18 protein-coding genes are annotated in these 22482 nt (G+C 27.7%); 10 read left to right on the top strand and 8 right to left on the bottom strand.

Annotated features, from left to right (window positions below):
• The first annotated feature begins 30 nt into the window (after window positions 1-30).
• Together QMG63_RS02870 and QMG63_RS02865 are read left to right on the top strand one after the other, a co-directional pair.
• Complete coding sequence (locus QMG63_RS02870; RefSeq protein WP_281861537.1) at window positions 31-1077, top strand: polyprenyl synthetase family protein; 1047 nt, start codon at window positions 31-33, stop codon at window positions 1075-1077.
• Window positions 1074-1748: a tetratricopeptide repeat protein gene (locus tag QMG63_RS02865; RefSeq protein ID WP_281861536.1), complete on the top strand. Its 675-nt coding sequence runs from the start codon at window positions 1074-1076 to the stop codon at window positions 1746-1748. The genes QMG63_RS02870 and QMG63_RS02865 overlap by 4 nt, the downstream gene beginning before the upstream one ends.
• On the opposite strand, the gene QMG63_RS02860 is transcribed toward QMG63_RS02865, so the two are convergent.
• The 5 genes from QMG63_RS02860 to QMG63_RS02840 all read right to left on the bottom strand — a co-directional run bounded on the left by QMG63_RS02860 (window position 1735) and on the right by QMG63_RS02840 (window position 7298).
• Window positions 1735-2541 carry an ABC transporter permease gene (locus QMG63_RS02860; RefSeq protein ID WP_281861533.1) on the bottom strand — a complete coding sequence of 269 codons (807 nt, stop codon included), beginning with the start codon at window positions 2539-2541 and terminating at the stop codon, window positions 1735-1737. The two genes, QMG63_RS02865 and QMG63_RS02860, sit on opposite strands and share 14 nt — an antisense overlap.
• The gene (locus tag QMG63_RS02855; protein ID WP_281861531.1) at window positions 2542-3474 is read right to left on the bottom strand and encodes an ABC transporter permease; all 933 of its coding nucleotides are present in this window, start codon (window positions 3472-3474) and stop codon (window positions 2542-2544) included.
• Window positions 3471-4928 (bottom strand): ATP-binding cassette domain-containing protein, encoded by a 1458-nt coding sequence (locus tag QMG63_RS02850; protein ID WP_281861529.1) that lies wholly within the window; start codon window positions 4926-4928, stop codon window positions 3471-3473. The genes QMG63_RS02855 and QMG63_RS02850 overlap by 4 nt, the downstream gene beginning before the upstream one ends.
• A gap of 3 nt (window positions 4929-4931) precedes the next feature.
• Window positions 4932-5972 carry a BMP family ABC transporter substrate-binding protein gene (locus QMG63_RS02845; RefSeq protein WP_281861527.1) on the bottom strand — a complete coding sequence of 347 codons (1041 nt, stop codon included), beginning with the start codon at window positions 5970-5972 and terminating at the stop codon, window positions 4932-4934.
• 318 nt (window positions 5973-6290) lie between these two features.
• On the bottom strand, window positions 6291-7298 hold the full coding sequence (locus QMG63_RS02840) for a hypothetical protein (protein ID WP_281862092.1): 1008 nt from the start codon (window positions 7296-7298) through the stop codon (window positions 6291-6293).
• Between the two features lie 605 nt (window positions 7299-7903).
• On the opposite strand from QMG63_RS02840, the gene QMG63_RS02835 reads away from it, so the two are divergent.
• Both QMG63_RS02835 and QMG63_RS02830 read left to right on the top strand, forming a co-directional pair.
• On the top strand, window positions 7904-9025 hold the full coding sequence (locus tag QMG63_RS02835) for a LysM peptidoglycan-binding domain-containing protein (protein ID WP_281861526.1): 1122 nt from the start codon (window positions 7904-7906) through the stop codon (window positions 9023-9025).
• Window positions 9026-9120: 95 nt separating this feature from the next.
• On the top strand, window positions 9121-9495 hold the full coding sequence (locus QMG63_RS02830; RefSeq protein ID WP_281861524.1) for an outer membrane protein assembly factor BamD: 375 nt from the start codon (window positions 9121-9123) through the stop codon (window positions 9493-9495).
• A gap of 20 nt (window positions 9496-9515) precedes the next feature.
• Here the strand turns inward: QMG63_RS02830 and QMG63_RS02825 are convergent, their stop codons facing one another.
• The 3 genes from QMG63_RS02825 to QMG63_RS02815 form a co-directional block, all read right to left on the bottom strand.
• Window positions 9516-10631, bottom strand: coding sequence for a vWA domain-containing protein (locus QMG63_RS02825; RefSeq protein ID WP_281861522.1), 1116 nt, complete (start codon window positions 10629-10631; stop codon window positions 9516-9518).
• A gap of 64 nt (window positions 10632-10695) precedes the next feature.
• Window positions 10696-13551 carry a periplasmic flagellar collar protein FlcA gene (gene flcA, locus QMG63_RS02820; RefSeq protein WP_281861520.1) on the bottom strand — a complete coding sequence of 952 codons (2856 nt, stop codon included), beginning with the start codon at window positions 13549-13551 and terminating at the stop codon, window positions 10696-10698.
• A 15-nt stretch (window positions 13552-13566) separates the two neighbouring features.
• A complete protein-coding gene (locus tag QMG63_RS02815; RefSeq protein ID WP_281861519.1) occupies window positions 13567-14460 on the bottom strand; it encodes a 1-acyl-sn-glycerol-3-phosphate acyltransferase in 894 nt (297 codons plus the stop codon).
• A 208-nt stretch (window positions 14461-14668) separates the two neighbouring features.
• On the opposite strand from QMG63_RS02815, the gene QMG63_RS02810 reads away from it, so the two are divergent.
• The 6 genes from QMG63_RS02810 to QMG63_RS02785 all read left to right on the top strand — a co-directional run bounded on the left by QMG63_RS02810 (window position 14669) and on the right by QMG63_RS02785 (window position 22360).
• Entirely contained in the window at window positions 14669-16267 is a 1599-nt protein-coding gene (locus tag QMG63_RS02810; protein ID WP_281862090.1) for a peptide ABC transporter substrate-binding protein, read from the top strand.
• 427 nt (window positions 16268-16694) lie between these two features.
• Entirely contained in the window at window positions 16695-18281 is a 1587-nt protein-coding gene (locus QMG63_RS02805; protein WP_281861517.1) for a peptide ABC transporter substrate-binding protein, read from the top strand.
• Between the two features lie 224 nt (window positions 18282-18505).
• Window positions 18506-19426, top strand: a complete 921-nt coding sequence (locus QMG63_RS02800; protein WP_281861515.1) for an ABC transporter permease — start codon at window positions 18506-18508, stop codon at window positions 19424-19426.
• Window positions 19427-19435: 9 nt separating this feature from the next.
• A complete protein-coding gene (locus QMG63_RS02795) occupies window positions 19436-20488 on the top strand; it encodes an ABC transporter permease (protein WP_281861513.1) in 1053 nt (350 codons plus the stop codon).
• Window positions 20489-20498: 10 nt separating this feature from the next.
• Window positions 20499-21374, top strand: a complete 876-nt coding sequence (locus tag QMG63_RS02790) for an ABC transporter ATP-binding protein (protein WP_281861512.1) — start codon at window positions 20499-20501, stop codon at window positions 21372-21374.
• Window positions 21371-22360 carry an ABC transporter ATP-binding protein gene (locus tag QMG63_RS02785; protein ID WP_281861510.1) on the top strand — a complete coding sequence of 330 codons (990 nt, stop codon included), beginning with the start codon at window positions 21371-21373 and terminating at the stop codon, window positions 22358-22360. The genes QMG63_RS02790 and QMG63_RS02785 overlap by 4 nt, the downstream gene beginning before the upstream one ends.
• Window positions 22361-22482 lie beyond the last annotated feature (122 nt).

Here is a 22482-nt window from a genome sequence, read left to right as displayed (position 1 = left end):
TCCATTATACTTTTTATTATAATTATTATTATGCATAATAAATCATTTTTAGATAAGATCGAAAAAAATATTAATAATATATTCTCACAAGACCATTTTCTCAATTTATTTAAAGACAAAGATTTAAAGCTAAAACTTAATATACAAAAAAACACAATAAAGACAATTAAAGCTCCAGCTATTGAAATAATAAATAGAGGGGGAAAGAGAATAAGACCAATGCTAATGATTTTACTAGCATATGCATTAGGATATAATAACAAAAATACTGAAAATTTATACAAACTAAGCATGCTACTTGAATTACCTCATTCTGGAAGTTTAATTATTGATGACATAGAAGATGGGGCTATTAAAAGAAGGGGAAAACCTGCTATTCACTTAATTTACGGATTAGATAACAGTATTAATACAGCTAATTTAATTTACTTTCTTCCTGCAAAATTAATACAAACTTCTAAATTAAAAAAAAGTCAAAAACTATTAATTTATGAAATTTTTTTCACAACGCTTTCAAATCTTCACCTAGGACAAGGAATTGATATCGCATTGCACAATGGGACATATATCCCAAACGTTGACGAATACATATCTTTAGTAGAACTTAAAACAAGTTGCTTTTTTGGAATGGCTGGATTTTTAGCCGGAATACTTACAAAGAATGAAAATAGAGCAAAAAATCTTTACAACACATTTTTAAAGCTTGGAACCTGTTTTCAAATAATAGATGATATTAAAAATATTAAAGATGGAATTAATGGTAAAGATTTTGGAGATGACTTAATTGAAGGAAAAAAAAGTCTACCCATAATATACTTTTTAAAAGAAAAACTGTTGAATGAGCAAATCATTCAAGAATTAAGTGCAATTAAAAATAAATCTATAAATGAATCAAAAAAAGAAATATTAAAATTTAGCAATATGATTAACTCATCAAATGCTATTCAAGATTCTGCAAATCTTGCAATGTTGTACCTTAATAAATTTATAGAAGAATTAAATTCATATGCATTGATCAACAAGTATAAAGATATGATAATGGACATTGTAAAGAAAATAAAAGAGGAAAATTTATGAGAAAATATGCAATAATGCTAGTCTGGATGAATATCATTACTTTTGTTTATGCAACAATTCCTACAGAAGATATAAATAAAATAGATGAATTTTATACAAAATCAATGTTACTCAAAAAGCTAAAAAAATATAATCAATCCAAAGCATTATTAATGCAAATTATAAATACAGAGCCAAAACAAGTTGATGCATATTTACTGATCGCAGAATTAGAATACTTGATGAATAACTGGTTACAAGCAATTGAACAAACAAAAACTTATCTAAAAATAATTGATTTTAAAGATACAAAAAATTATCTTGATATTTCATGGGCATATTTTCTCATGGGAGAATCAAGAAATTCAATGGACTATATAATGCAATTTATTCAAGATAATAAAGAATTACTAAATACTAATATATACATATTAATTGATACTATTTTAAAAAAAGGATTTTATCATTTTATACAAGATGAGGATTTAATATTTAATCTGATAATAAATACTCTTTTCCAAATAGAAACATATGATGACACCATATTTACAATTTTTCTAAATAATTTAGAGATCATCAAACAAATACCCTTTTATGAATTTAATAAAATTAAAATCAAAGATTTAGAATTACAAATTCGGGCTTTAAAAAAGCTTAAAAATTCGATAAATGATATTGCTAAAACGGTTTAGTTTTTCTAAAAAGTGAAACAAATACATTAATTAATATAGCCATATAAAAGGGCAACGAAAGGGCAAAATAAGAATTAACATAATCTTGAAAATTAAAAAACTCGTATTCAATAAATATCATCAAAAATGCACTTGGAAAAATGAACCAAGGATTTGCAAATGCAATATACAGTATACAAATAGCAAGCCAACCATTATTTAACCCCAAATCATAAGAATAAACATTAAAATTGATAGCAAGAAATGAGCCTGCAATACTTGCCGAAATTACGGATACAAAAATAGCAAAAGATTTAAAGTAATTACTAGTTCGTTCACCTAAGATATTTTCATAATCATTCGAGCGAATAAACTCAAAAACTACTCTAACTCTTGAATAATTTAATATATAAATACTAAAACTTAAAAAAACGAAAAAAAATATAATAAAAAAAATAATAGCAAAATTATTAGAAATATTTAAACTAAATCCTGGAATAAAATTGAAATTAGCTTTCATTAAAACCCTAACTAAAAAATGACACAATATGTTAATTCCTATACCCGTTATAAAAATGTTATAACCATTTATTACAATAAAAGACAAAAAAAAACCAAAGAGCAAACTAATAAAAATTGTCATAACAACTGAAACAAATATTCCATACCCCAAATAAATAAAAAAAGATGTTAAAAAAACAGATAAAAAAGAAATGCCTTCAATAGATATATTTAGAAATCCTACTCTTTCAGCATAAAGAATGCCAAGAGCCAAATATGCAAATACTATAGAATGCAAAAAAATACCAAACATTTATTTTTTACCCGAATTAATTAAAAACAATGAAATAAAAATCGACATAGCTTGATATAAACCAATAAATTCAAATTTAAACGAATAATTTATTTTAAGATAATTATTAAATTCATTAAGCATTGCAAAAAACAAACTAAAACATAATACATATATATAATTAAATCCTGAAACTACAGCAACAACAAATCCATTCCAGCCAAACCCAGCAGTTAATCCTAAAAATAAATAATTCTTAAAAAAAATTAAAAATATTGAACCCACAAGACCATTTAAAAAAGCACTGGTAAATACCGTACAAAACTTATACTTAAACTCATTAATGCCAAAAAATTTGCTTAACGGCTTCCTATCACTTAATATCTCAAGTTTCAATCCTAAAACAGTTCTTTTATGAATAAATACATAACATCCCCAAATCAAAATACTAAATAAAAGCAAATATGGAAAAGCAGTATCAATAGCGAATATCTTATCAATACTTTTTGTCTGATTTAAAAGTCCATTCGAGCCTAAAAGCTTTGATATAAATCCATCAACTAATCTTTGATTTCCATAAGACATTAAAAGACCTGTAAGCATCCCATTTACCCCACAAAAAAATGTCAGTAAAAAAGGAATAATTCCTATAACACCAACTAAAAATGAGCTTAAAATTATTATTAATACAAAATTAAAGTATGTAAGTCCAAAAAAATCACAAAATATATATGATAAAAACGCTCCAAAATAAACTTGACCCTCATCACCAAGAGTCAAACTATTACTTCTAGCACAAGTTGAAATCCCTGTTGCAATTAATAAGAGTAACATAAAGTTCCACAACATCACTTTCATATAAGAAAAACTAAAAAAACCATCAAAAAAATAGCTAATACTCAACACACTCAGTGAAAATATTAACAAAATATATTCTCTTCCAAATGCCCTCATATAAACAACATTTCCTTTAAAGCATCTTTGTTGATATGTTCTCTTTTCAATTTCAATACAACCTCACCAGCCTTTATTGCCAAAACATTATCAGACAAAAGCAGTAATTCATCTAAATTAGGAGTAATTAGTAGAACAGGCTTTTCATTAGAAAAATTACGAATAAAATTAGATGTCTCACTATATGCTCTATAGTCTAAATTACTAAGAGGTGAAAAACAAATTAAAAAGCTCTTTGTAATATATTTTTCTCTAAAAAGAGCAAGTTTTTTTAAAGTTCCTCCAGAAAATGACAAAGACTTAGAATAAAAAGTCCTTAGTATCTTACTATCACAATATTCCATTTCGTTTTTAAAATTTTTTTTAAGATCATTAATAATAGACTGTTTAATAAAAATCTCATTTTCAAAACTCATTATTTTGGCCAAAAAGCTATCCAATATAGTCATATTATCAGAAAATAAATTACCAATTCCTAAAGGTAAAAACCCAGCCTTTAACTCATAAAAATTAATATATTCATATCTATGCCCATTCATCTTTATACATCCTACAAATGGAATCTCGCCTAAGAATAATTTTTCCCATGTTCTTATTACTGCCTCTTCTGCAATAATTCCTAAAACTCCTCTTTTTTTCAAAGAAAAACTAATATCATACTTCCAAAAATCTTCAAAAAACAAATTAAATTTTATAAAATCCTCATTTGGCCCACCACGCCTAATATTTATAGAAATAAACTTATCAGCAGGAATTTCAAGCTTACTAAGTATTATCTCTTTATTTGTCGTTCTAAAACACTTTCCCTCTTTTAAAATAATAAATTCATCACTAAATTTTATGGCATCGCCAATCTCTCTATGAGTAATAAAAAGAGAAGTAATATCTGCCCTTTTAAGGGCTTGAAGCAATTTAATAAACTCTTTAGCCTCTTTTTGAGAAAAATAAGAAACACTCTCATCAAAAATAATAATCTTTGCATTTTTTTTCAGGGAAGAAATAATAAGCAAGGAATAGATTTCTTTAATATTCAAATCTTGTATTCTAGTCTCTAGATCAAAAGCAATATTATAAAATTGCCTAAGCCATTTATAATATCTATAGGTATGGGATTTATTCATTGGCATAAAAAATTGAGAATCAAACCAATAAATACTAAGATATTCCCAAACTTTTAAGTTCATATCAAGTTTTGGAATCTGAGACACAATATAAATACCATTACTCTTTGCTACATCTACATTCCAGCTTTTTTGCCTAATATTATTTACAAATACATCACCACTATCAAAACGAATAAATCCAGCTATAATTTTTGATAAGGTACTCTTACCTTCTCCATTTCTCCCAATTACAGTTAAAATCTTAGATTCCTCAATTCTTAAATTAACACTATCTAAAATAGGTTTTTCAATATCTGGAAAAAATTTTACTATGTTTTTAAACTCTACCATAAATTATTCTAAATTTATTTTGATCTCAGTATTATTCATCTCTTTAATTTTTTCCTCAAGTCTTTTTTTAAGTTTTGAATCGGTCTTCTCTAAATAAAACCTATTTAACAAATTAAATGAAACCCCCCTTTCTTTAAAGCCCAGAACCTTATAAGTTCCATATTTAAGCTCCCCTTTAAGGGCTTTTCCCAAGACTTTTTCTAAATAAAATCTTTGATTTGTAACGCCTGAACCAATAATATTATCTTTATTATTCAAATAATCTTCACCATCAAAAAGAACAGCAAAAACACCATGCTCACGAACCGATGAGAGAACTCCTTTAACAGCTGTACCTACAATTGGAAGAACTACAGAAACTTTCAAGTCTAAAATTAAAGAGTCAGATAAAACTTTTACCCTATTGCTATCATGCCAATTTCCTAAAGTTCTAAAGAACACTTCTGAATCTAAAATTTCTCTAATTCCATTCTTGAAATAAGGAAAAATATAATTATTCATAACAGGATATTCTTGTCCAGCAATCAAGGCAACATTTTTATTATATAAATTAGAACTTTTTAAAAATAAACCCACATAATAACCCAATATGTAAGCTTCTTCTGCAACATTATAAGAGAGTGAATACACTTGTGGATTAGTATTTTTAACTAAAGAATCAAAAAGCAAAAACTTAGTATAAGGATAATTGGGAGAAATCCTATCAATAATTCCTTGCATTGCATTATTTGACGTTATTAAAAAATCATAATTGTTAGAATTTAATAACTTTTCAAGTAATTCTATCCATTCATGCTGATTAAACCCAGCTTCAAACAACCGAATCTCAATATCACTTTTATTTTTTTTAAATTCAATTAAAAAATCATACATTGCTTTATAAGAAGGAGAACCACTAATGATTCCAGGAATAAATAATGCAACTTTTCTATTAGATGAAGACCTAGGTTCTCTAATTCTAAAAAAATTAATATAAACAAATAAAAACAAACAAATTAGTGAAACAAAAACACAAAAAATCCTAAAAAAAAGAGCTTTACTCACAGAAATAAAACACCTTTTTCTTATAAAATAAAATAAACCTTGATACTACGAGAACAAAATGGCATAAAATCAAAAACCTAAAACGCACAATACACCAACCTTTTTAAAAAAGTTTCTTTGTAAGAAAGATACCATAAAAGCCTCTATAACGTCCAATTCTATATTCAATTTTTGCTTAAACTTGCTTAAAAACACCAGTATTGGATCAATATAACAAAAACTCAATGCAAGAAGTAGATTAAATCAAATCAAACCAAAACTATTAATCTTGAAGATAGAAATTTTATTAATACTTCACAATCACAACATTTATCAAAATTAAAACTCTCTAGGTTTTAACAAATAAAATTCATTAACACTTAAATTACTAGGAATATCACCATTTGTACGAATTAAATACATCTTAAAAGAATGAACAGTTTTAAAAAACTTCTTTGTTAAAGACGAGCGATTTTTTTTATAATATTCCAAATATTTTAAAATAGCCCCATGGACACTCACTTTATCAAACACATCAGAAGAATGCTTAACAATATCTTCTATAAAAAAAAACACATTGGCCAAATAAATAAAATTATTAAAAAGAATACCTATACGACCTCTTAAATAATTGACATAATTTATCATGTCAACTCTATTTCCTAAGGTATAATTTTTATCTTCTAAACTCCACTTTGAATATATTGTATTAAATTTAGGATCTCTTACCAAATAATCATATACAAAATCAAATCTAAAACTATCTTCCACATATTTTAAAAACATATAAGTTAAACGATTATTATTTAAAGAAAAAAAATCTTTACGAGATATTTCTTTCAGATTTTCAATTACATTTTGCGATACAGAATCACTAGTTTTATATAAAAAAGAATTATTATCCCAAAGTAAAATACTAGTGCCTGCTGAAATCCAATACTCATCCTTGTTATAATGTTTAAGAACTCCATCAAAAACACTAACAAAATAATTATTAAAGTATTCACAATTTACATAAAATTTTGCCGGAACATCGGTCATAAAAAAATAATTATTCAAATCTACAGAAAATGAAGAACCTTGCACAACCTCATAAATAACCACATCTAAACTCCCCTTAAATAAATATATTTTTGCATCCTGCATATCTTTAAGAGAAGAATAACAAATAAGACTATGAGTATTAGAATACAAGGTTAAATCTGATGCAATACCATTTATCCCATACAAACCTATTTTAATTTTAGAATTATCTCCCACTTCAATAAAATCATATTCAAAAATTTCATCCCCCAAATTTAATTTAACAGAAATAGCATTCCTTATAACATTAATCTGCCCTTCCATTTCTTTAATAGACGCCACTTGAGAGAATAATGTCACTTGTAATAATAAAAATAAAAGGATAATAACATATGATTTCACAATCAAATTTTCCTCTTTTTAAAACCTTATAAGCTTAATTATATCTTTTTTAAAGAGATTTAGTAACTTTAACAAAAAGGAAAAATACGTTATACTTTTCAAGAAAGTATAAAAATAATATGTTATACTAATCCTGTTCTTTTTAAAGAACCTAAAACATAATAAAACTACAATTTATGTAGTCAATCTTATATCAAAAGGATGTACTTATGATGAAAAAAAACAAATTACTATTTTTAATGTTATTCGTATTTGCTCTTTCCCTAATTTCATGTAAGACCCCGCCAGAAGAAAGAAAATGTGGAAATCCTAAAATTTATAAGGAATACTAAAGTCAAGAGTTAGAGTATTGATGCAATAAAAATGGAGTTTCAATGTATACGGTTATACAGTAAAAAAATTGTATAATGTTAAATTGTGTAATAATATACTAATTAGAGGCTTTATGCAAAGATAAAAGAATTAATATATCTAAAAAGCAAAATTCTTAATTTATATAGTCAATATCACATAAGAAGGATGTATTTATGATAAAAAAAAGCAAATTATTATTTTTAATGTTATTCGTATTTGCTCTTTCCCTAATTTCATGTAAGACCCCGCCAGAGGATACAAAAAATTCAAACTCCAAAATTTCAACTAAAAAAACTGGGGATATAAAAAGAGAAATTGAAGATATAAAAAACGACGTCTTAAGAGAACGAGGAAATCTTTTTTATTCTAAAGAATTTAATGAGACTGAAAAAATTGAAAAAGAAATGCACAAAAAATTTGAAAAGGGAATGATTAAAGAAGGTAATGAAATTGCCTTAAAAGTATTAGAAAGATACAGAAATATCGCAAGAGATACAACAGAAAAAAAAGAAAAAATAAACTATTTAAAAGAAAACATTGAAAAATACTTGAATGATGCTGAAGCTAATGAAGCATATATATGGATCCCATTAGAAATAGACGAAGTAAATAACTTATATTTCGAAGCAACAAGAAAATATAAAATGTATGATATCGAAAGTTCTCTTGGAATGTATAGTAAAACATTTAATAAAGCACAACAAGCTGCTAAAAAAGCAAAAGAAGCAAGAGCTCTTAAAGAGACGGAAGAGAGAATGTATAAACAATTAAAAGCACTGGAAGCTGCTTCTGAACTCCCCGTTTACAAAAACAATAAACTCATTAAACCATCACCATGGAATGGAAGAGCACTTCTTAAGGATAAAGGTGAACGCATAAATCTTTTAAACCCACAAGATGAAACTTACTTACTTGGACAAATGGATTCATTAGTACTTGCTTATGAAGAAAAGGCTGAAGAAGTAAAAAACCCAGACTCAAATAAATTTAAAACACTTCAACTTATTGAAAAAGCCAGACAATTATGGGAACAAGGACTTGAATCTAAGAATCTTAATAATCTTAGACTTGCAAATGAATTATTCTTAGATTCTGCAAGATATCTAAAAGCCTATCAAAGTCAATCAAGTAAGGAGTTATATATAGTTAAAATCGGAAACACCTTATGGGGTATTTCTAAAAAATTATACAGCGACCCTTACCTATGGCCAAAAATTTGGTTTGCAAACAGACAAAAAATTCAAAATCCAGATTTAATACATGAAAATTGGAAAATAATAATTCCTTCTAAATAAAACAAAAAAGAAAATAAGCTTATGCTTGTTTTCTTTTTTTATATTTAATAAAATTAATTTAAACAAAATTTTTTTACAAAATAAGAGAATCAAAAATGAAAAAACTAGTACTAATAAGTATCCTATTCTTCTCCTGTTATACAGTAGCCCACCTAAACAAACAACTTACAAAAGACACTCCTTACAGCATTTACCTACGAGAAGCTCAAAAAGCAACAAATATTAACGATTATCAATCTGCTTTAAAGATATATGAAAAAATGATTGAAAATTATAAAGAAAATGAAAGCATCGTTGCCATAGGAAAATATGAAATCGCATTCATATATTATGTGACAAATAAAAACAACACAGCAAAAAAGCTCTTTGAAGAATTAATACAATCTAATGTACAAACACCTAAATGGATCATTCCCTTATCTCAAAAAGTAATAGAAAAAATACAAAACCAACAAAAAAACAAATCATAATACACAATTAATGCAAACCACTATTTAAGTAATATTCCATAAATTGTAATATCTTTTTCCTTAGCAGATTTAATGACATCCTCATAAACTATAGGTCCTCGGGGATATTCATGGGGAGGTGCATTACCCAATACGATAATAAACCTATTATCTGCGCTCCAATCAAATTGAGTAACAGCAGCATTAATTCCCTCAAATACTGCCTCAGGATAATCTCCCCCACCACCTACACTAATACCTCCAAGAACATTATTTAAATATTCCTTATTATTAAAATCAAAAGATCTTGTTAAAAAATCTTCAAGATAATCCTTATAAAATACAAAACCTATCCTATAAGACTTATATTGACTTAGTTGCGATTCTATCATAGAAAAAAGGTGTTCTTTTAGAATTTCGATATGATTTTTCATACTATCAGTCACATCAATAACAAAAACAAGATCTAAATCAGCAAGCGGATCTTCTGATTTTTCTAGAATATTTTTTATCTTTTCAACAAGATCAAGTCCTTTTTTTGCAACAACAACATTATCTGCAAACCTATAAAATTCTTTTTGTAAATTATTATTATCAATTGTACTTTTTAGTTGAATGTCTCCAAAGAATAACTCATAAGCATTATCCTTATACTGACCTAAATAATCATTATATTTTTTCTCAAAAGTTCTAATTGAAAACCAAAAAGGATCTTTTTTTCTCTTTAAAACCTCTAAATCGATATCATCACTCCTTGTCGAAAAATTAGGAAAACCGTATCTCAACTTTTTAGGTATTAAGATATGAAAAGCTTGTCCAAATCTTCTATTTTGAACAGGTGTAGAAGATGTTAATGATAAGAGACGTCTATTTTGAATAACTCTACCATTTAAAATTCTAATCTCATCCCCATTAATTTTATTATACTCCAATGTTCTAAATGAATAAGTAGAAACGTCTTTACTCTTACCTGGGATTTCAAAAGATTCAGTTAAAATAACTGATTTAATATTTGGCTTTTTTCTTATAAAAAGATGAAAACCATCTTCATGAGCCTCAACATATACATCATCAATATTAATGCTTAAGTGATCATTCATTGAAGAAAATAAATTAAATACAATAAATAAGAAAATAATAAAGTAAGCTTTTCTCATATAAATCCTTACACGTTAATTAGGCAACCTTATATGCCTTAAAACTAACAAAACACCAAACAATTTAAAGATTATCAGCCAAATTATCATAGAATAAAATCTTAGAACCAATAAAATCATTCTTAAAAATACCTCTAAGATTTAAACTAGCAAGATCTTTTTTAACACTCTTAACCATCTCATCATCACGATTTAAAAGATCAAATATTCTAGAAGATTCAGTCAAATTCGCAATCCCCGAATCAAAAAGATTATCATTTCTAACAACACCAGAGTCAATCCTATCACCAAGAGATGCTCTTATCTCAACAACACCTAGATTATTGTAAATTTCAATTTCTTTTATCAATAAAGCTTTATGATGATCATTCCCTTGAGGTTTAAAATTTAAAATACTAGACTTTTCTGATTCCAAGTTCTGCAATACTCTTAAATAATAACTCCTAGCAGCTTCAAAATCACCCATCTTGTAAAGAACAGACGCAATTGAGTTTAAAACTTTATTACTATTTGCAAATCCTGACATATTTTTAACTCTAAATAAATAAGTTAATGCATCTTTATAATTATTTTCCTTATAATTAAGCAATGCTAATTTGTAATAAACATCTGGGGAATTAACTCCTTCATTTATTGCCATTTCATAAGAAGATATAGCCGATTTAAAACCATTTAAAGTTCTAAGAATATCCCCCTGCTTTTCATAAATTAAAGCAAGCTCTTTAGAGCCTTTAACAAGACCATTTTTTTTATAAAAATCATACTCATTTAAAGCCAGACTAACAATATTACTTGCCTTAAGAGCATCATTGCTCCTCTCATAAATATCTGACAAAATTCTATAAGCAACAATCTTTTCAGATGAATTTTCAATTGAATCTTTTTGTCTAAAACTATTTAGTGCTGTTAATAAATACCCTTCTGATTTCTTAAGATCACCCATATAATAAAAATATCTACCACTCTCAAAAAGAGCCTTATCATAGTCAGGATTTTTGAATAAAATTCTTCTAAGAATATATTCAATCTCTGAGTTAATATTAATATCATTTAAAGCATTGGAAATACTTTTTCCATTACCTGCCTTAAAACTAGAAAATTCTTTATTAAGTAAGTTCATTTGAGCAGTGAAATATTTCAAATTTTTAGAAAGAGCATTTATTCTCTTATTATAAACTGTAAGCTCGACATATTTATCTATCAATTTCTTAGCATATTTAGTATAAACTACTTCATCAATATCTAATTCTTTATTTACCTTAATAAAAGCATTTAAATCTTCAGCTTCTCTTTCAGCACCAGCCTCAATGTAAGCATTAAAAAGTTTAAACAAAATTTCCTTTTTATGACCATACTTTGAAAGCAAAATAGTGTAATTATTAATGCTATCTTTGTAATATGCAGGATCTCTTTGAGCCCACTGAAAATAATTATCACCCTTAGCCATTAATGCCTCATAATCATAAATAAAATAAGATATAACCTCATCCAAAATAGCATTGGCATCAGCATACTCACCAAGCCTCATTTTCATAGAAGCATAAGATATATACCCATCCCTATCAAAATTTTTACGTCTTCTCTTAGAAGCATCCACAGAAAATGGATCAATGGTAAATAATTCTTCATATTTTTCCTCAGCACTATCAAAATCTCTTACATCTTCAAAAGCTTTAGCATAAGTTAAAAACCACTTTTTGTTAGGTTTCATATAATATGCATCCCTAAAAATAGCTTTAGCAAGCTCTCTTTTATTCTCATATATATATGAGATTCCCTCTTTATATTTTTTATCAGATGCAATATAAAAAAACATAACATCAACTAAAAAATAAAAAAACAAAAAAGTTAAAATAACAAAAAGAGATGCAATTTTAAAGATTGGAGTTAAAGCTTTAGAAAGTCTATAGCTAAAATTTTTTTCAAGCTTGCTAAATTCCTCTGCTTTATAATACATAACAGGCAATTTAACAGAACGACCAACAATGTCTCCAACAAATTTAGCAATAAACTTAAGCCCTTTCTTATTTTGTTCAACAAGATCAATTAATGCTTCAATTTTGTACCTAGAGACATTCTTTAGCATTAAAGCCTCAGCAATAGCAATTCTCAAATTTCTAGGATAAGAATCTAAATTTTTGAAAAATAAAGGATAATTAATTCTAAAATTATGTGTACCCAAAGGTTCTTTTTGGTCATCTTCCAAAAATTCAAAATCATCTGAAAGATTAGACCAATTATCCTCTTCACCATCACTAAAATTTTCAGAATTTTCATTAGAAAGAGATTCATCATTGTAAGGCATTTCTAAACGATCACCTGTTTCACCTGATTCATTTAGACCACTAATCATATTCTCAAGATCAAGATCATCATTACTATCATTTAAAGATTCCTGACTCAAATTATTAGCATCAATCTCATTATCAGTAGAATCATCAGAATTTAATAAATCTAAATCACTCTCTATATCTAAATTTTGCAAACTATCAGCATTATTATCTAAATCAAAGTTAATAGCATCGTCTAAACTAATAGAATTATCATCAAGAACTTTTTCAAGATTTTCTTCAAGATGAGAACTTAAAACATCAAAATCATTATCTAAATCATTAAACTCAGGATCAATATCTACTTTTTCAGAATCTTTTAAAATTGCAATATCATTTTCATTAGATAAATCCTTATGATCTTCCTTACTATCAAGATCACCAAGCATAGTATCCAAATCAAGCTCATCATCAGGTTCTTCTTCTAAATCAAAAACTTCTTCTTGATTTTCCCAAGGAACAATAGACTCCCCATCTTTAGGAGGTTCAATATCCATCTGAATGCCAAAACGTTCCTTTTGAGCCCTTTCATCGGAAATATTATCTAATAATTCTCTTTTAAACTTATTTATTTTTTCTATATCTGGCATACTACAATCAAAATCCTAAATCAAACCACTATATATCTTGGCTCCTTCTTCATGAAGAACCTTAAAACGTTTCTCTAAATCATCAGCAATTCTAGGACCCAAAATCTCTTTTGTTGGTTCTAAACCTTCTTGATTTAACTGCTCTAAAATTAAATTTTTGTATTCAAGTACATCTAATATTTCCGTTGCATTATAAACAAGAATATCTTCTTTAAAAACATCACAAGACATATCTTCATTTGATGAAACTTCAAGAATACTCCCATTAACACCAACCATTATAAAATAATCAAAAAGCTTAAAATAACTTGAAATTTCTGAAATTATTTTTTTAGTCTCAGGCTTACCTTTCCTATATCTTGTAGCCGTCGGAAAAATAAGAATCATATAACCACTACTCTTTTTATCTGCAATACATCTCATAGAATTAGCATTAAAAACCCGTCGCTCCCTAATCGTTTCATGATCAACACCAACAAATGCATGTGGAGGATAAATAAATATCACACTATAACCTAAAGATAGACTTTTAATTAATAAATTATCTTTAAAAAGTTTAACACCAGCTATAGGGACAATATGTTCTGAAACTTCCTTACAATTCATTTGATTAAGCAAAAACTGAAAACAAGGAAAATCAAAATTACTATAATGTTCCATTAATATAATTGAAGACTTACCAAATTTAGATTTCTCATAAAGCTTTAAAATATTTTGAATACCAACAATAGTAGAACTACTCTTAAGAAGTCTTTTAATCATTGTATCAACCAAACTCCTACTAACAGAATCTGCTTCATGATAAGAATTATTTAAATAATTTATTTTTTCAATAGCTTTAAACCTACTAAACAATTCATTCTCAATACCTTTAAAATATTTATTAAAACTCTCATTACGTATAAACATAAAACTTCATCCTTTAAAGTTCTTGAAAAAAAGATACTAGTAAACCAAAATATTACATATATATATATATATAATTACATGTAAATATTTTACATAATTATACTTTATTTATTTAGCAAATTAAAGTAAAATCCATTCAAGTATGTTAAACAAGAATAATTCAAAAAAAATAAAAATAAAAAATATTTATAAGGAGAATAAATCAACTATGAAATACAAAACAATAATTCTTTTCTTATCTTTATTGATTATATGGCTAACTTCCTGTTCCGGTGATGAACACAAAGATAAGATAATATTTAGAGTAACAAATGAAGTCGAACCTGATTCAATTGATCCTCAACTTGCTACTTCTGTTCAAGCATTTAACATAATTATAAACACATTTGCAGGTTTAACAACAAGAAACACACAAACTGGAGGACATAAACCAGGATTAGCTCAATCTTGGGATATATCTGCAGATGGACTTATATACACACTACACTTAAGAGAAGGTATTATTTGGAGTGATGGGGTTCCCATTACTGCTGAAGGAATTCGAAAGTCTTACCTTAGAGTTTTAAATAAAGAAACAGGTTCACAATACGTTGACATCGTTAAATCAACAATCAAAAATGCACAAGATTACTTCGAAGGTAAAATACCGGAATCCGAACTTGGTATTAAAGCTATAAACAACTCAACTTTAGAGATAACTTTAGTTGCTCCAAAACCTTATTTTCTTGATATGTTAGCACATCAAACATTTATACCAGTTCCAGTTCATGCTATTGAAAAATATGGGCAAAATTGGACCAATCCTGAAAATATAGTAGTAAGTGGTGCATACAAATTAAAGACAAGAATACCAAATGAAAAAATAGTGCTTGAAAAAAACGATAAGTATTACAATGCCTCAAATGTTGAAATAGATGAAGTGATATTTTACCAGGTACAAGGAAACACCGCGTATAACATGTACATAAATGACGAACTTGATTTCCTAACCAAAGTAGCATCAGAATATTTAGATGAAGCTAGAATAAGAAATGACTATTATTCTCATCCTGTAAATAGAGTAGCCTACATGGCATTTAACATCACCATCAAACCACTTGATAATGTAAAGGTTAGAGAAGCCTTAACTCTTGCTATTGACAGAGAAGCACTCAACAAGATTACTCTAAAGGGTCAATCAAAACCAACAAGAAACTTAACACCATCATTTGAGCATTATTCTTACGGGAAACAATTAAAATTATTTGACCCACAAAGAGCAAAACAACTATTAGCTGAAGCTGGTTATCCCGATGGAGCAGGTTTTCCAACTCTTAAATATAAAACCTCACAACGAAATGGAATGGCAATAACTGCAGAGTTCTTGCAAGAACAACTTAAAAAAATACTAAACATTAACATTGAAATTGAAATTGAAGAATGGAATACATTCCTAAATAATAGAAACAAAGGTAATTATCAAACATCATATATGGGATGGACAGGTGATTATTCAGATCCACTAACATTTCTTGAAAGTCTATTTACAACAGAAAATCAAGGATTTGGAGCATATGGCTACTCAAACAAAAAATATGATAAGTTAATAGAACAATCTAATTTTGCACAAGACCCACTACAAAGACAAGACATTTTAAGACAAGCTGAGGCTATAATTATAGAGCAAGATTTTCCTGTAGCTCCACTCTCAATACTTAAATCATACTATCTATTTAGGCATGACAAATGGACTGGTTGGATCCCTAATGTTTCAGAAGCTTATCTTTATGAAGAAATAAAATATAAAAGAGAAAATATCAGTAATTAATAATAAAATATGAAAATAACTTTAAAATTAATAAACTAACACTTAATAATGATTAAAAACCACTCCTATAAATTATAGGAGTGGTTTTTATTACATAATCAGAGCTTTCAAAATCATCTCAACATTTTTGCACCTAAATCTCTTTTATAATAGTTCATTATTTTACTTTATAACTTTTTTATATCGAACACCAAGTAACTATTCAAAAATGTAAGCAAAGATACACATCTAACTTAATATCCAATAATATTCTACATTCATATGCCTCTATTATTATCTTTATATTTAAACTTACTTTATGGTATAATAAATTTTTACCAAATAAATTAAAAAGTTCAATAAAAAAATTTTTATAGGAAAAAAACTTTAAAACTTTTAACTGTTTTAATTGCATTAGAATTAACTTTAGTAAATAGGAGGTAAAAGAATGAAAATAAGAAAATATACATTTATGATATTTTTCTTAATAGCTATTTTATCCTGCAGTAAGGAAAATAGCAAAAAAGATTCGTCTTTCAAAATCAGCATGGGAGGAGAACCTAAATCAATAGATCCGCAATTAACTGAAGACAAAATAGGTGCAATTATAGTTGCACAAATGTTTAGTGGTATAGTAGATAGTGACTCAAAAACTGGTGGATACAAGCCAGGGCTAGCTCAATCTTGGGACATATCCGATGATGGAACTATATATACATTTCACTTACGAAAAGATATCGTTTGGAGTGACGGGGTCCCTATTACTGCTGAAGGTATAAGAAGATCTTATCTTAGGATGTTAAATAAAGATACAGCATCAAATTATGTCGGCATGATTAAGTCAACAATCAAAAATGCACAAGATTACTTCGAGAACAAAATACCAGAATCTGAACTTGGTATTAAAACTATAGATGACTTGACACTAGAGATCTCTATTATTGCTCCAAAAGCTTACTTTTTAGATATGCTAGTACACCAATCTTTCATACCAGTACCAGTTCATGCTATTGAAAAATATGGAAAAAACTGGACAAATCCTGAAAACATGGTAGTAAGTGGTGCATACAAACTAAAGGAAAGAAAACCTAACGAAAAAATATCACTTATAAAAAATGATAAATACTTTAACGCTGAAAATATTGAATTACAAGAACTTATATTTTACACAATAAATGATGCATCAACTGCCTATAGAATGTATGAAAATAATGAAATTGATATGCTTACATATGGAGCAATTCCACCTGATTTAATAAAAGAAATAAAATTAAGAAATGATTATTATTCATCTGCTATTAATGGTCTTTACTACTTCTCATTTAACACACAAGTCAAACCTCTTGATAATGTAAAGGTTAGAGAAGCTTTAACTCTTGCTATTGATAGAGAAACATTAACAAAAAAAGTTATAGATAATGGTTCTATTCCTACAAGAAATATAAGCCCAAACTTTAATCATTATTCTTACGGAAAACCACTAGAATTATTTAATCCACAAAGAGCAAAAGAACTAATGGCTGAAGCTGGTTATCCTAATGGTGAAAACTTCCCTCAACTAAAACTCAAATATAATACAAATGAAAGTCATAAAAAAATTGCTGAATTTGTTCAAAATCAATGGGAAAAAATTTTAAATATCAACATTGTACTTGAAAATGAAGAATGGTCATCATTCTTAGAAACCAAACAAAAAGGGAATTATGAAATAGCAAGATCTGGTTGGATGGGTGATTATTCAGATCCATTAACATTCTTCAGTTTATTCCAAAAAGAGTTTGCACATTTTTCCTCATACAAGTACTTTAATAAAAAATATGAAAATTTAATAAACCAATCTGATCGCGAGCAAGATCCAATCAAAAGACAAAACATTTTAAGACAAGCTGAAGAAATAATTATAAATAAAGATTTCCCTGTAGCCCCAATATACATATATTCAGGAAATTATTTATTCAAAAATGACAAATGGACTGGTTGGATACCTAACACTCCAGAAAGATTTAATTTCTCTGAAATTAAAAGGATCAAATAACAATAAACAGACATCTATCTTAATAGATGTCTGTTTATTGTTATTTGATCCTTTCCTTTAAAAATCGTAATTTATATATTAGTGCATAAAATAAGGCTAGCTTAATGGTATTAATTTTCCCAATTAAAATAAATTCAATATTTTTTGAAAAAATTTGAATCTCATATGTTAAAATAACCAATTATACAATGAAAAAAATCTTTCTGTTATAATAAGGAGCAATTATGTTAAAGTTTACCATGCAAAAAATACTAGAAACAGTACCAACTTTAATAGTGATAATTTTTTTGTGTTTTTTAATAATGAGGCTTGCTCCCGGAAACCCATTTGATTCTGAAAAACCCATTGACCCTCAAGTTAAAGAAAAATTGATGCAAAAATACCATCTTGACAAACCTTTTTATGTGCAAGCTTACTACTACATCACAAACATTTTAAAAGGAGACTTTGGGCCATCATTAGTAAAGAAAGATTTAAATGTAAATCAATACATAAAATTAGGATTTCCTAAATCATTTACAATTGGAATAATAAGCTTAATAATATCTCTCACACTTGGAATTTTGCTAGGCTCATTAGCAGCGACCCAAAAAAACACTCGTACCGATTATATAATAAGAATAGCAGTAATATGTGGAATTTCTGTACCCACCTTTGTGACTGGTCCTCTTTTACAATATTTTTTATCTGTAAAATTAAAATTATTTTACACTTCTGGATGGATTTCGGAACGAGGAGGTCTTATAAATTTAATTATGCCAATATTAACAATGAGTCTGCCATGGATAGCTATTTTTACACGCATTATTAGAGGTTCTATGTTAGAAATACTAAAGAGCGATTTTGTAAGAACAGCAAAAGCCAAAGGACTAAGTTTTAATGTAATAATTAGAAAGCATGTGTTAATAGGCTCTATACTCCCTCTAATAAGTTATATAGGACCTGCATTTGCTGGTATAATTTCTGGCAGTATGGTTATTGAACAAATATTTAGAATTGCTGGAATGGGTACATTTACAGTAGAATCATCTCTAAACAGGGATTATCCACTACTCATGGGTTCACTATTAGTATATTCAACAATATTGCTCATTTCCATTTTAGCATCTGATATTGCTTATAAAAAGCTTGATCCAAGAACATAGGAGAACAAAATGAACGAACACGAAAAGCAAGACACCTACGTCGAAATCCACACAGCAAACAAAAGAGCTTGGTTAAGATTTAAGGAAAACAAACTTGCATTTATTAGTATATTTATCATCGGATTTTATATACTAATTGCAATACTTAGGCCAATACTACCAATATACAAATATAATACTCAAGTAGTAGAACATGCTGATTTGCCCCCATCTCTTAAGTATGCTGGAGAATTATGGTATGAAAAGGAACTTCATTTCATAAAAAGATTATCAGCAAAGGAAAAACGAGAAATCAATAAGGAAGAAAAAACAAAACTAGAAGAGATAAAAAGAAAAATAGAGACCGAGGTTCAAATAATTGATGGAAAAGAAATTAAAATACACAAAAGAATATACCTACTAGGAACAGATAGTCTTGGACGAGATTTGCTTGCAAGAATAATACAAGGAAGTCAAATATCAATATCTGTAGGCTTTATTGGAGCACTAATATCAATGATCATAGGCACTATAATAGGTGCAATAGCAGGCTTTTTTGGTGGTATTATCGATAGGATAATAACTAAAATAATAGAAATTTTTTATGTCTTACCTACTTTGCTTGTCATAATAATTTTAATGACTGTTATGGAAAGAAATATAATTGGGATATTTATTGCAATTAGCATTATCTCATGGCTAACAATTGCTAGGATCGTAAGAGGGCAAGTAAAATCACTTGCAAGATCTGAATTTATACAGGCAGCTAAAACACTAGGTGCAACAAATAAGAGAATGATATTTAAACATTTAATTCCTAACAGCTTTGGCATGATAATAATTATTGCAACAATGAATGTTCCATCATTCATTATACTCGAATCATTTTTATCATTCTTAGGTCTGGGAATATCAGCACCAATGACTAGTTGGGGAGAATTAATCAAAAACGGAATCCCCACATTTATTGAATACCCATGGAAAATTTTCATCCCAGCAACAGTAATGACAATATTTTTACTATTTATGAACTTTTTAGGCGACGGATTAAGAGATGCATTTGATCCAAAAGACAACTTATAGGAGACATTAAATGAAAGAAAACTATATGCTAGATATAAGAGATTTATCAATTGAGTTTAAATTGAAGCATACAACAATATATCCTGTAAGCAACATAAACTTAAAAATGAAAAAAGGGGAAATTAGGGCTATTGTTGGAGAATCTGGTAGCGGTAAATCTGTCACAAGCATGGCAATACTAAAATTACTTCCTGAAATTACGACAGTATACAAAACCGGTGAAATACTATTTGAAGGTCAAGACTTACTAAAACTTAGCGAAAAAGAACTTCAAAATATTAGAGGCAATAAAATAGCAATGATATTCCAAGATCCAATGACTTCGTTAAATCCATATTTAAGAATATCTACACAAATTGAAGAAACAATAATGTTACATCAAAAATTAGATAAAAAAACAGCAAAGCAAAAAGCAATAGAAATGTTAAAAACAGTTGGTGTTATAAATGCAGAAGAGCGAATAGAACATTATCCACACCAATTTTCAGGGGGAATGAGGCAAAGAGTTATGATTGCAATGGCTCTCAGTTGCCATCCATCATTATTAATAGCAGACGAACCAACCACAGCTCTTGATGTCACAATCCAAGAACAAATATTACTACTCATAAAAAGCCTGTCTAAAAAATTTAATACATCCACCATATTAATAACCCATGATTTAGGAGTAGTTGCAGAAGTATGCGATACAGTTTCTGTAATGTACCAAGGAAAATTTGTAGAAGAAGGTACAGTACAAGAAATATTTAAAAATCCTAAACATCCATATACAATTGGGCTTTTAAAATCAATACTTACTCTTAATAAGGATCCAAATGAAAAACTTTATTCAATGAAAGATAATCCTATTGAAACTATTACAAACAAAATGGGAGGCTTTAAATGAAAGATGAAAAAGACATAATTCTTAAAGTAAAAAACTTAGTACAAACATTCACAATTGGGGAAAACTTTTTATTTTGGAAAAATAAACGTAAGGTAAATGCCGTAAATGGTATCAGCTTTGAAGTTGAACGTAACAAAACATTAGGACTGGTTGGAGAATCTGGATGTGGAAAATCAACAACCTTAAGAACAATAATGCAGATCTACACACCAACATCTGGCAACATATATTTCAATGGAAAAGATATTACTAAACTGTCAAAAAGAGAACTTTTAAAGACAAAAAAAGACATGCAAATGGTATTCCAAGATCCACACACATCTCTCAATCCAAGAATGACAATAAAAGAAATAATAGCAGAACCATTAGTGATATACAACGAAAATAAAATTTTCCCAAGAACCAAGCAAGAAATAGAAAAAAGAGTAAATGAATTAATGGATATTACTGGACTTGCAAAAAGCATGCTATTTAGATATCCACACGAATTTTCAGGAGGACAAAGACAAAGAATAGGGATAGCAAGAGCACTTGCTCTAAATCCCAAGCTATTACTGTTAGACGAAGCCGTCTCTGCACTAGATGTATCAATAAGAGCACAAATTTTAAATTTACTTAAAGACTTACAAAAAGAATTGAATTTATCTTATCTATTCATTTCACATGACTTGGCAGTAGTAAAATACATGAGCGATAAAATTGCAGTAATGTATCTGGGGGTCATTTTAGAGATTGCGCCTAGAGAAATTTTATTCTCAAACCCTAAGCATCCATACACTAAAACATTAATAGCATCTATCCCTGAAATTGATCCTGAAAAAATAAAAAATAAAACTATCAAACTTGATGAACCCTCCCTAACAAATATACTAAACACATCTATAACACCAGAAAATACAATTCTTGAGGAAGTGGAAAAGGATCATTTCGTATCTAAGTACCTTTTTGATGAAATGAATAGTCTGATAAATAAAAATGATACTTAAGACAAATAAACTTTTATTTGTCCGACCCCAGATTTCTATATTTAGACCTCACAAAACAATGTGAGTTATTAACTTAATTTAGTATAAATTTTTATATTTCCATAGATAAATTGTATTAAAAA

Source organism: Candidatus Borrelia fainii (genome assembly GCF_027925085.1).
GTDB lineage: Bacteria > Spirochaetota > Spirochaetia > Borreliales > Borreliaceae > Borrelia > Borrelia turicatae.
Note: the sequence above shows the minus strand (reverse complement) of the source record. Positions and strands in the feature narration are given on the sequence as shown.

Excerpts from the sequence above, each read along its gene's own strand:
- QMG63_RS02790 (WP_281861512.1), top strand. The coding sequence starts at position 20,499 with ATGAAAGAAAACTATATGCTAGATATAAGAGATTTATCAATTGAGTTT.
- QMG63_RS02840 (WP_281862092.1), bottom strand. The coding sequence starts at position 7,298 with ATGGAAGGGCAGATTAATGTTATAAGGAATGCTATTTCTGTTAAATTA.
- QMG63_RS02830 (WP_281861524.1), top strand. The coding sequence starts at position 9,121 with ATGAAAAAACTAGTACTAATAAGTATCCTATTCTTCTCCTGTTATACA.
- QMG63_RS02805 (WP_281861517.1), top strand. The coding sequence starts at position 16,695 with ATGAAAATAAGAAAATATACATTTATGATATTTTTCTTAATAGCTATT.
- QMG63_RS02850 (WP_281861529.1), bottom strand. The coding sequence starts at position 4,928 with ATGGTAGAGTTTAAAAACATAGTAAAATTTTTTCCAGATATTGAAAAA.
- QMG63_RS02795 (WP_281861513.1), top strand. The coding sequence starts at position 19,436 with ATGAACGAACACGAAAAGCAAGACACCTACGTCGAAATCCACACAGCA.
- QMG63_RS02860 (WP_281861533.1), bottom strand. The coding sequence starts at position 2,541 with ATGTTTGGTATTTTTTTGCATTCTATAGTATTTGCATATTTGGCTCTT.
- QMG63_RS02810 (WP_281862090.1), top strand. The coding sequence starts at position 14,669 with ATGAAATACAAAACAATAATTCTTTTCTTATCTTTATTGATTATATGG.
- QMG63_RS02825 (WP_281861522.1), bottom strand. The coding sequence starts at position 10,631 with ATGAGAAAAGCTTACTTTATTATTTTCTTATTTATTGTATTTAATTTA.
- QMG63_RS02815 (WP_281861519.1), bottom strand. The coding sequence starts at position 14,460 with ATGTTTATACGTAATGAGAGTTTTAATAAATATTTTAAAGGTATTGAG.
- QMG63_RS02870 (WP_281861537.1), top strand. The coding sequence starts at position 31 with ATGCATAATAAATCATTTTTAGATAAGATCGAAAAAAATATTAATAAT.
- QMG63_RS02855 (WP_281861531.1), bottom strand. The coding sequence starts at position 3,474 with ATGAGGGCATTTGGAAGAGAATATATTTTGTTAATATTTTCACTGAGT.
- flcA (WP_281861520.1), bottom strand. The coding sequence starts at position 13,551 with ATGCCAGATATAGAAAAAATAAATAAGTTTAAAAGAGAATTATTAGAT.
- QMG63_RS02865 (WP_281861536.1), top strand. The coding sequence starts at position 1,074 with ATGAGAAAATATGCAATAATGCTAGTCTGGATGAATATCATTACTTTT.
- QMG63_RS02800 (WP_281861515.1), top strand. The coding sequence starts at position 18,506 with ATGTTAAAGTTTACCATGCAAAAAATACTAGAAACAGTACCAACTTTA.
- QMG63_RS02835 (WP_281861526.1), top strand. The coding sequence starts at position 7,904 with ATGATAAAAAAAAGCAAATTATTATTTTTAATGTTATTCGTATTTGCT.
- QMG63_RS02785 (WP_281861510.1), top strand. The coding sequence starts at position 21,371 with ATGAAAGATGAAAAAGACATAATTCTTAAAGTAAAAAACTTAGTACAA.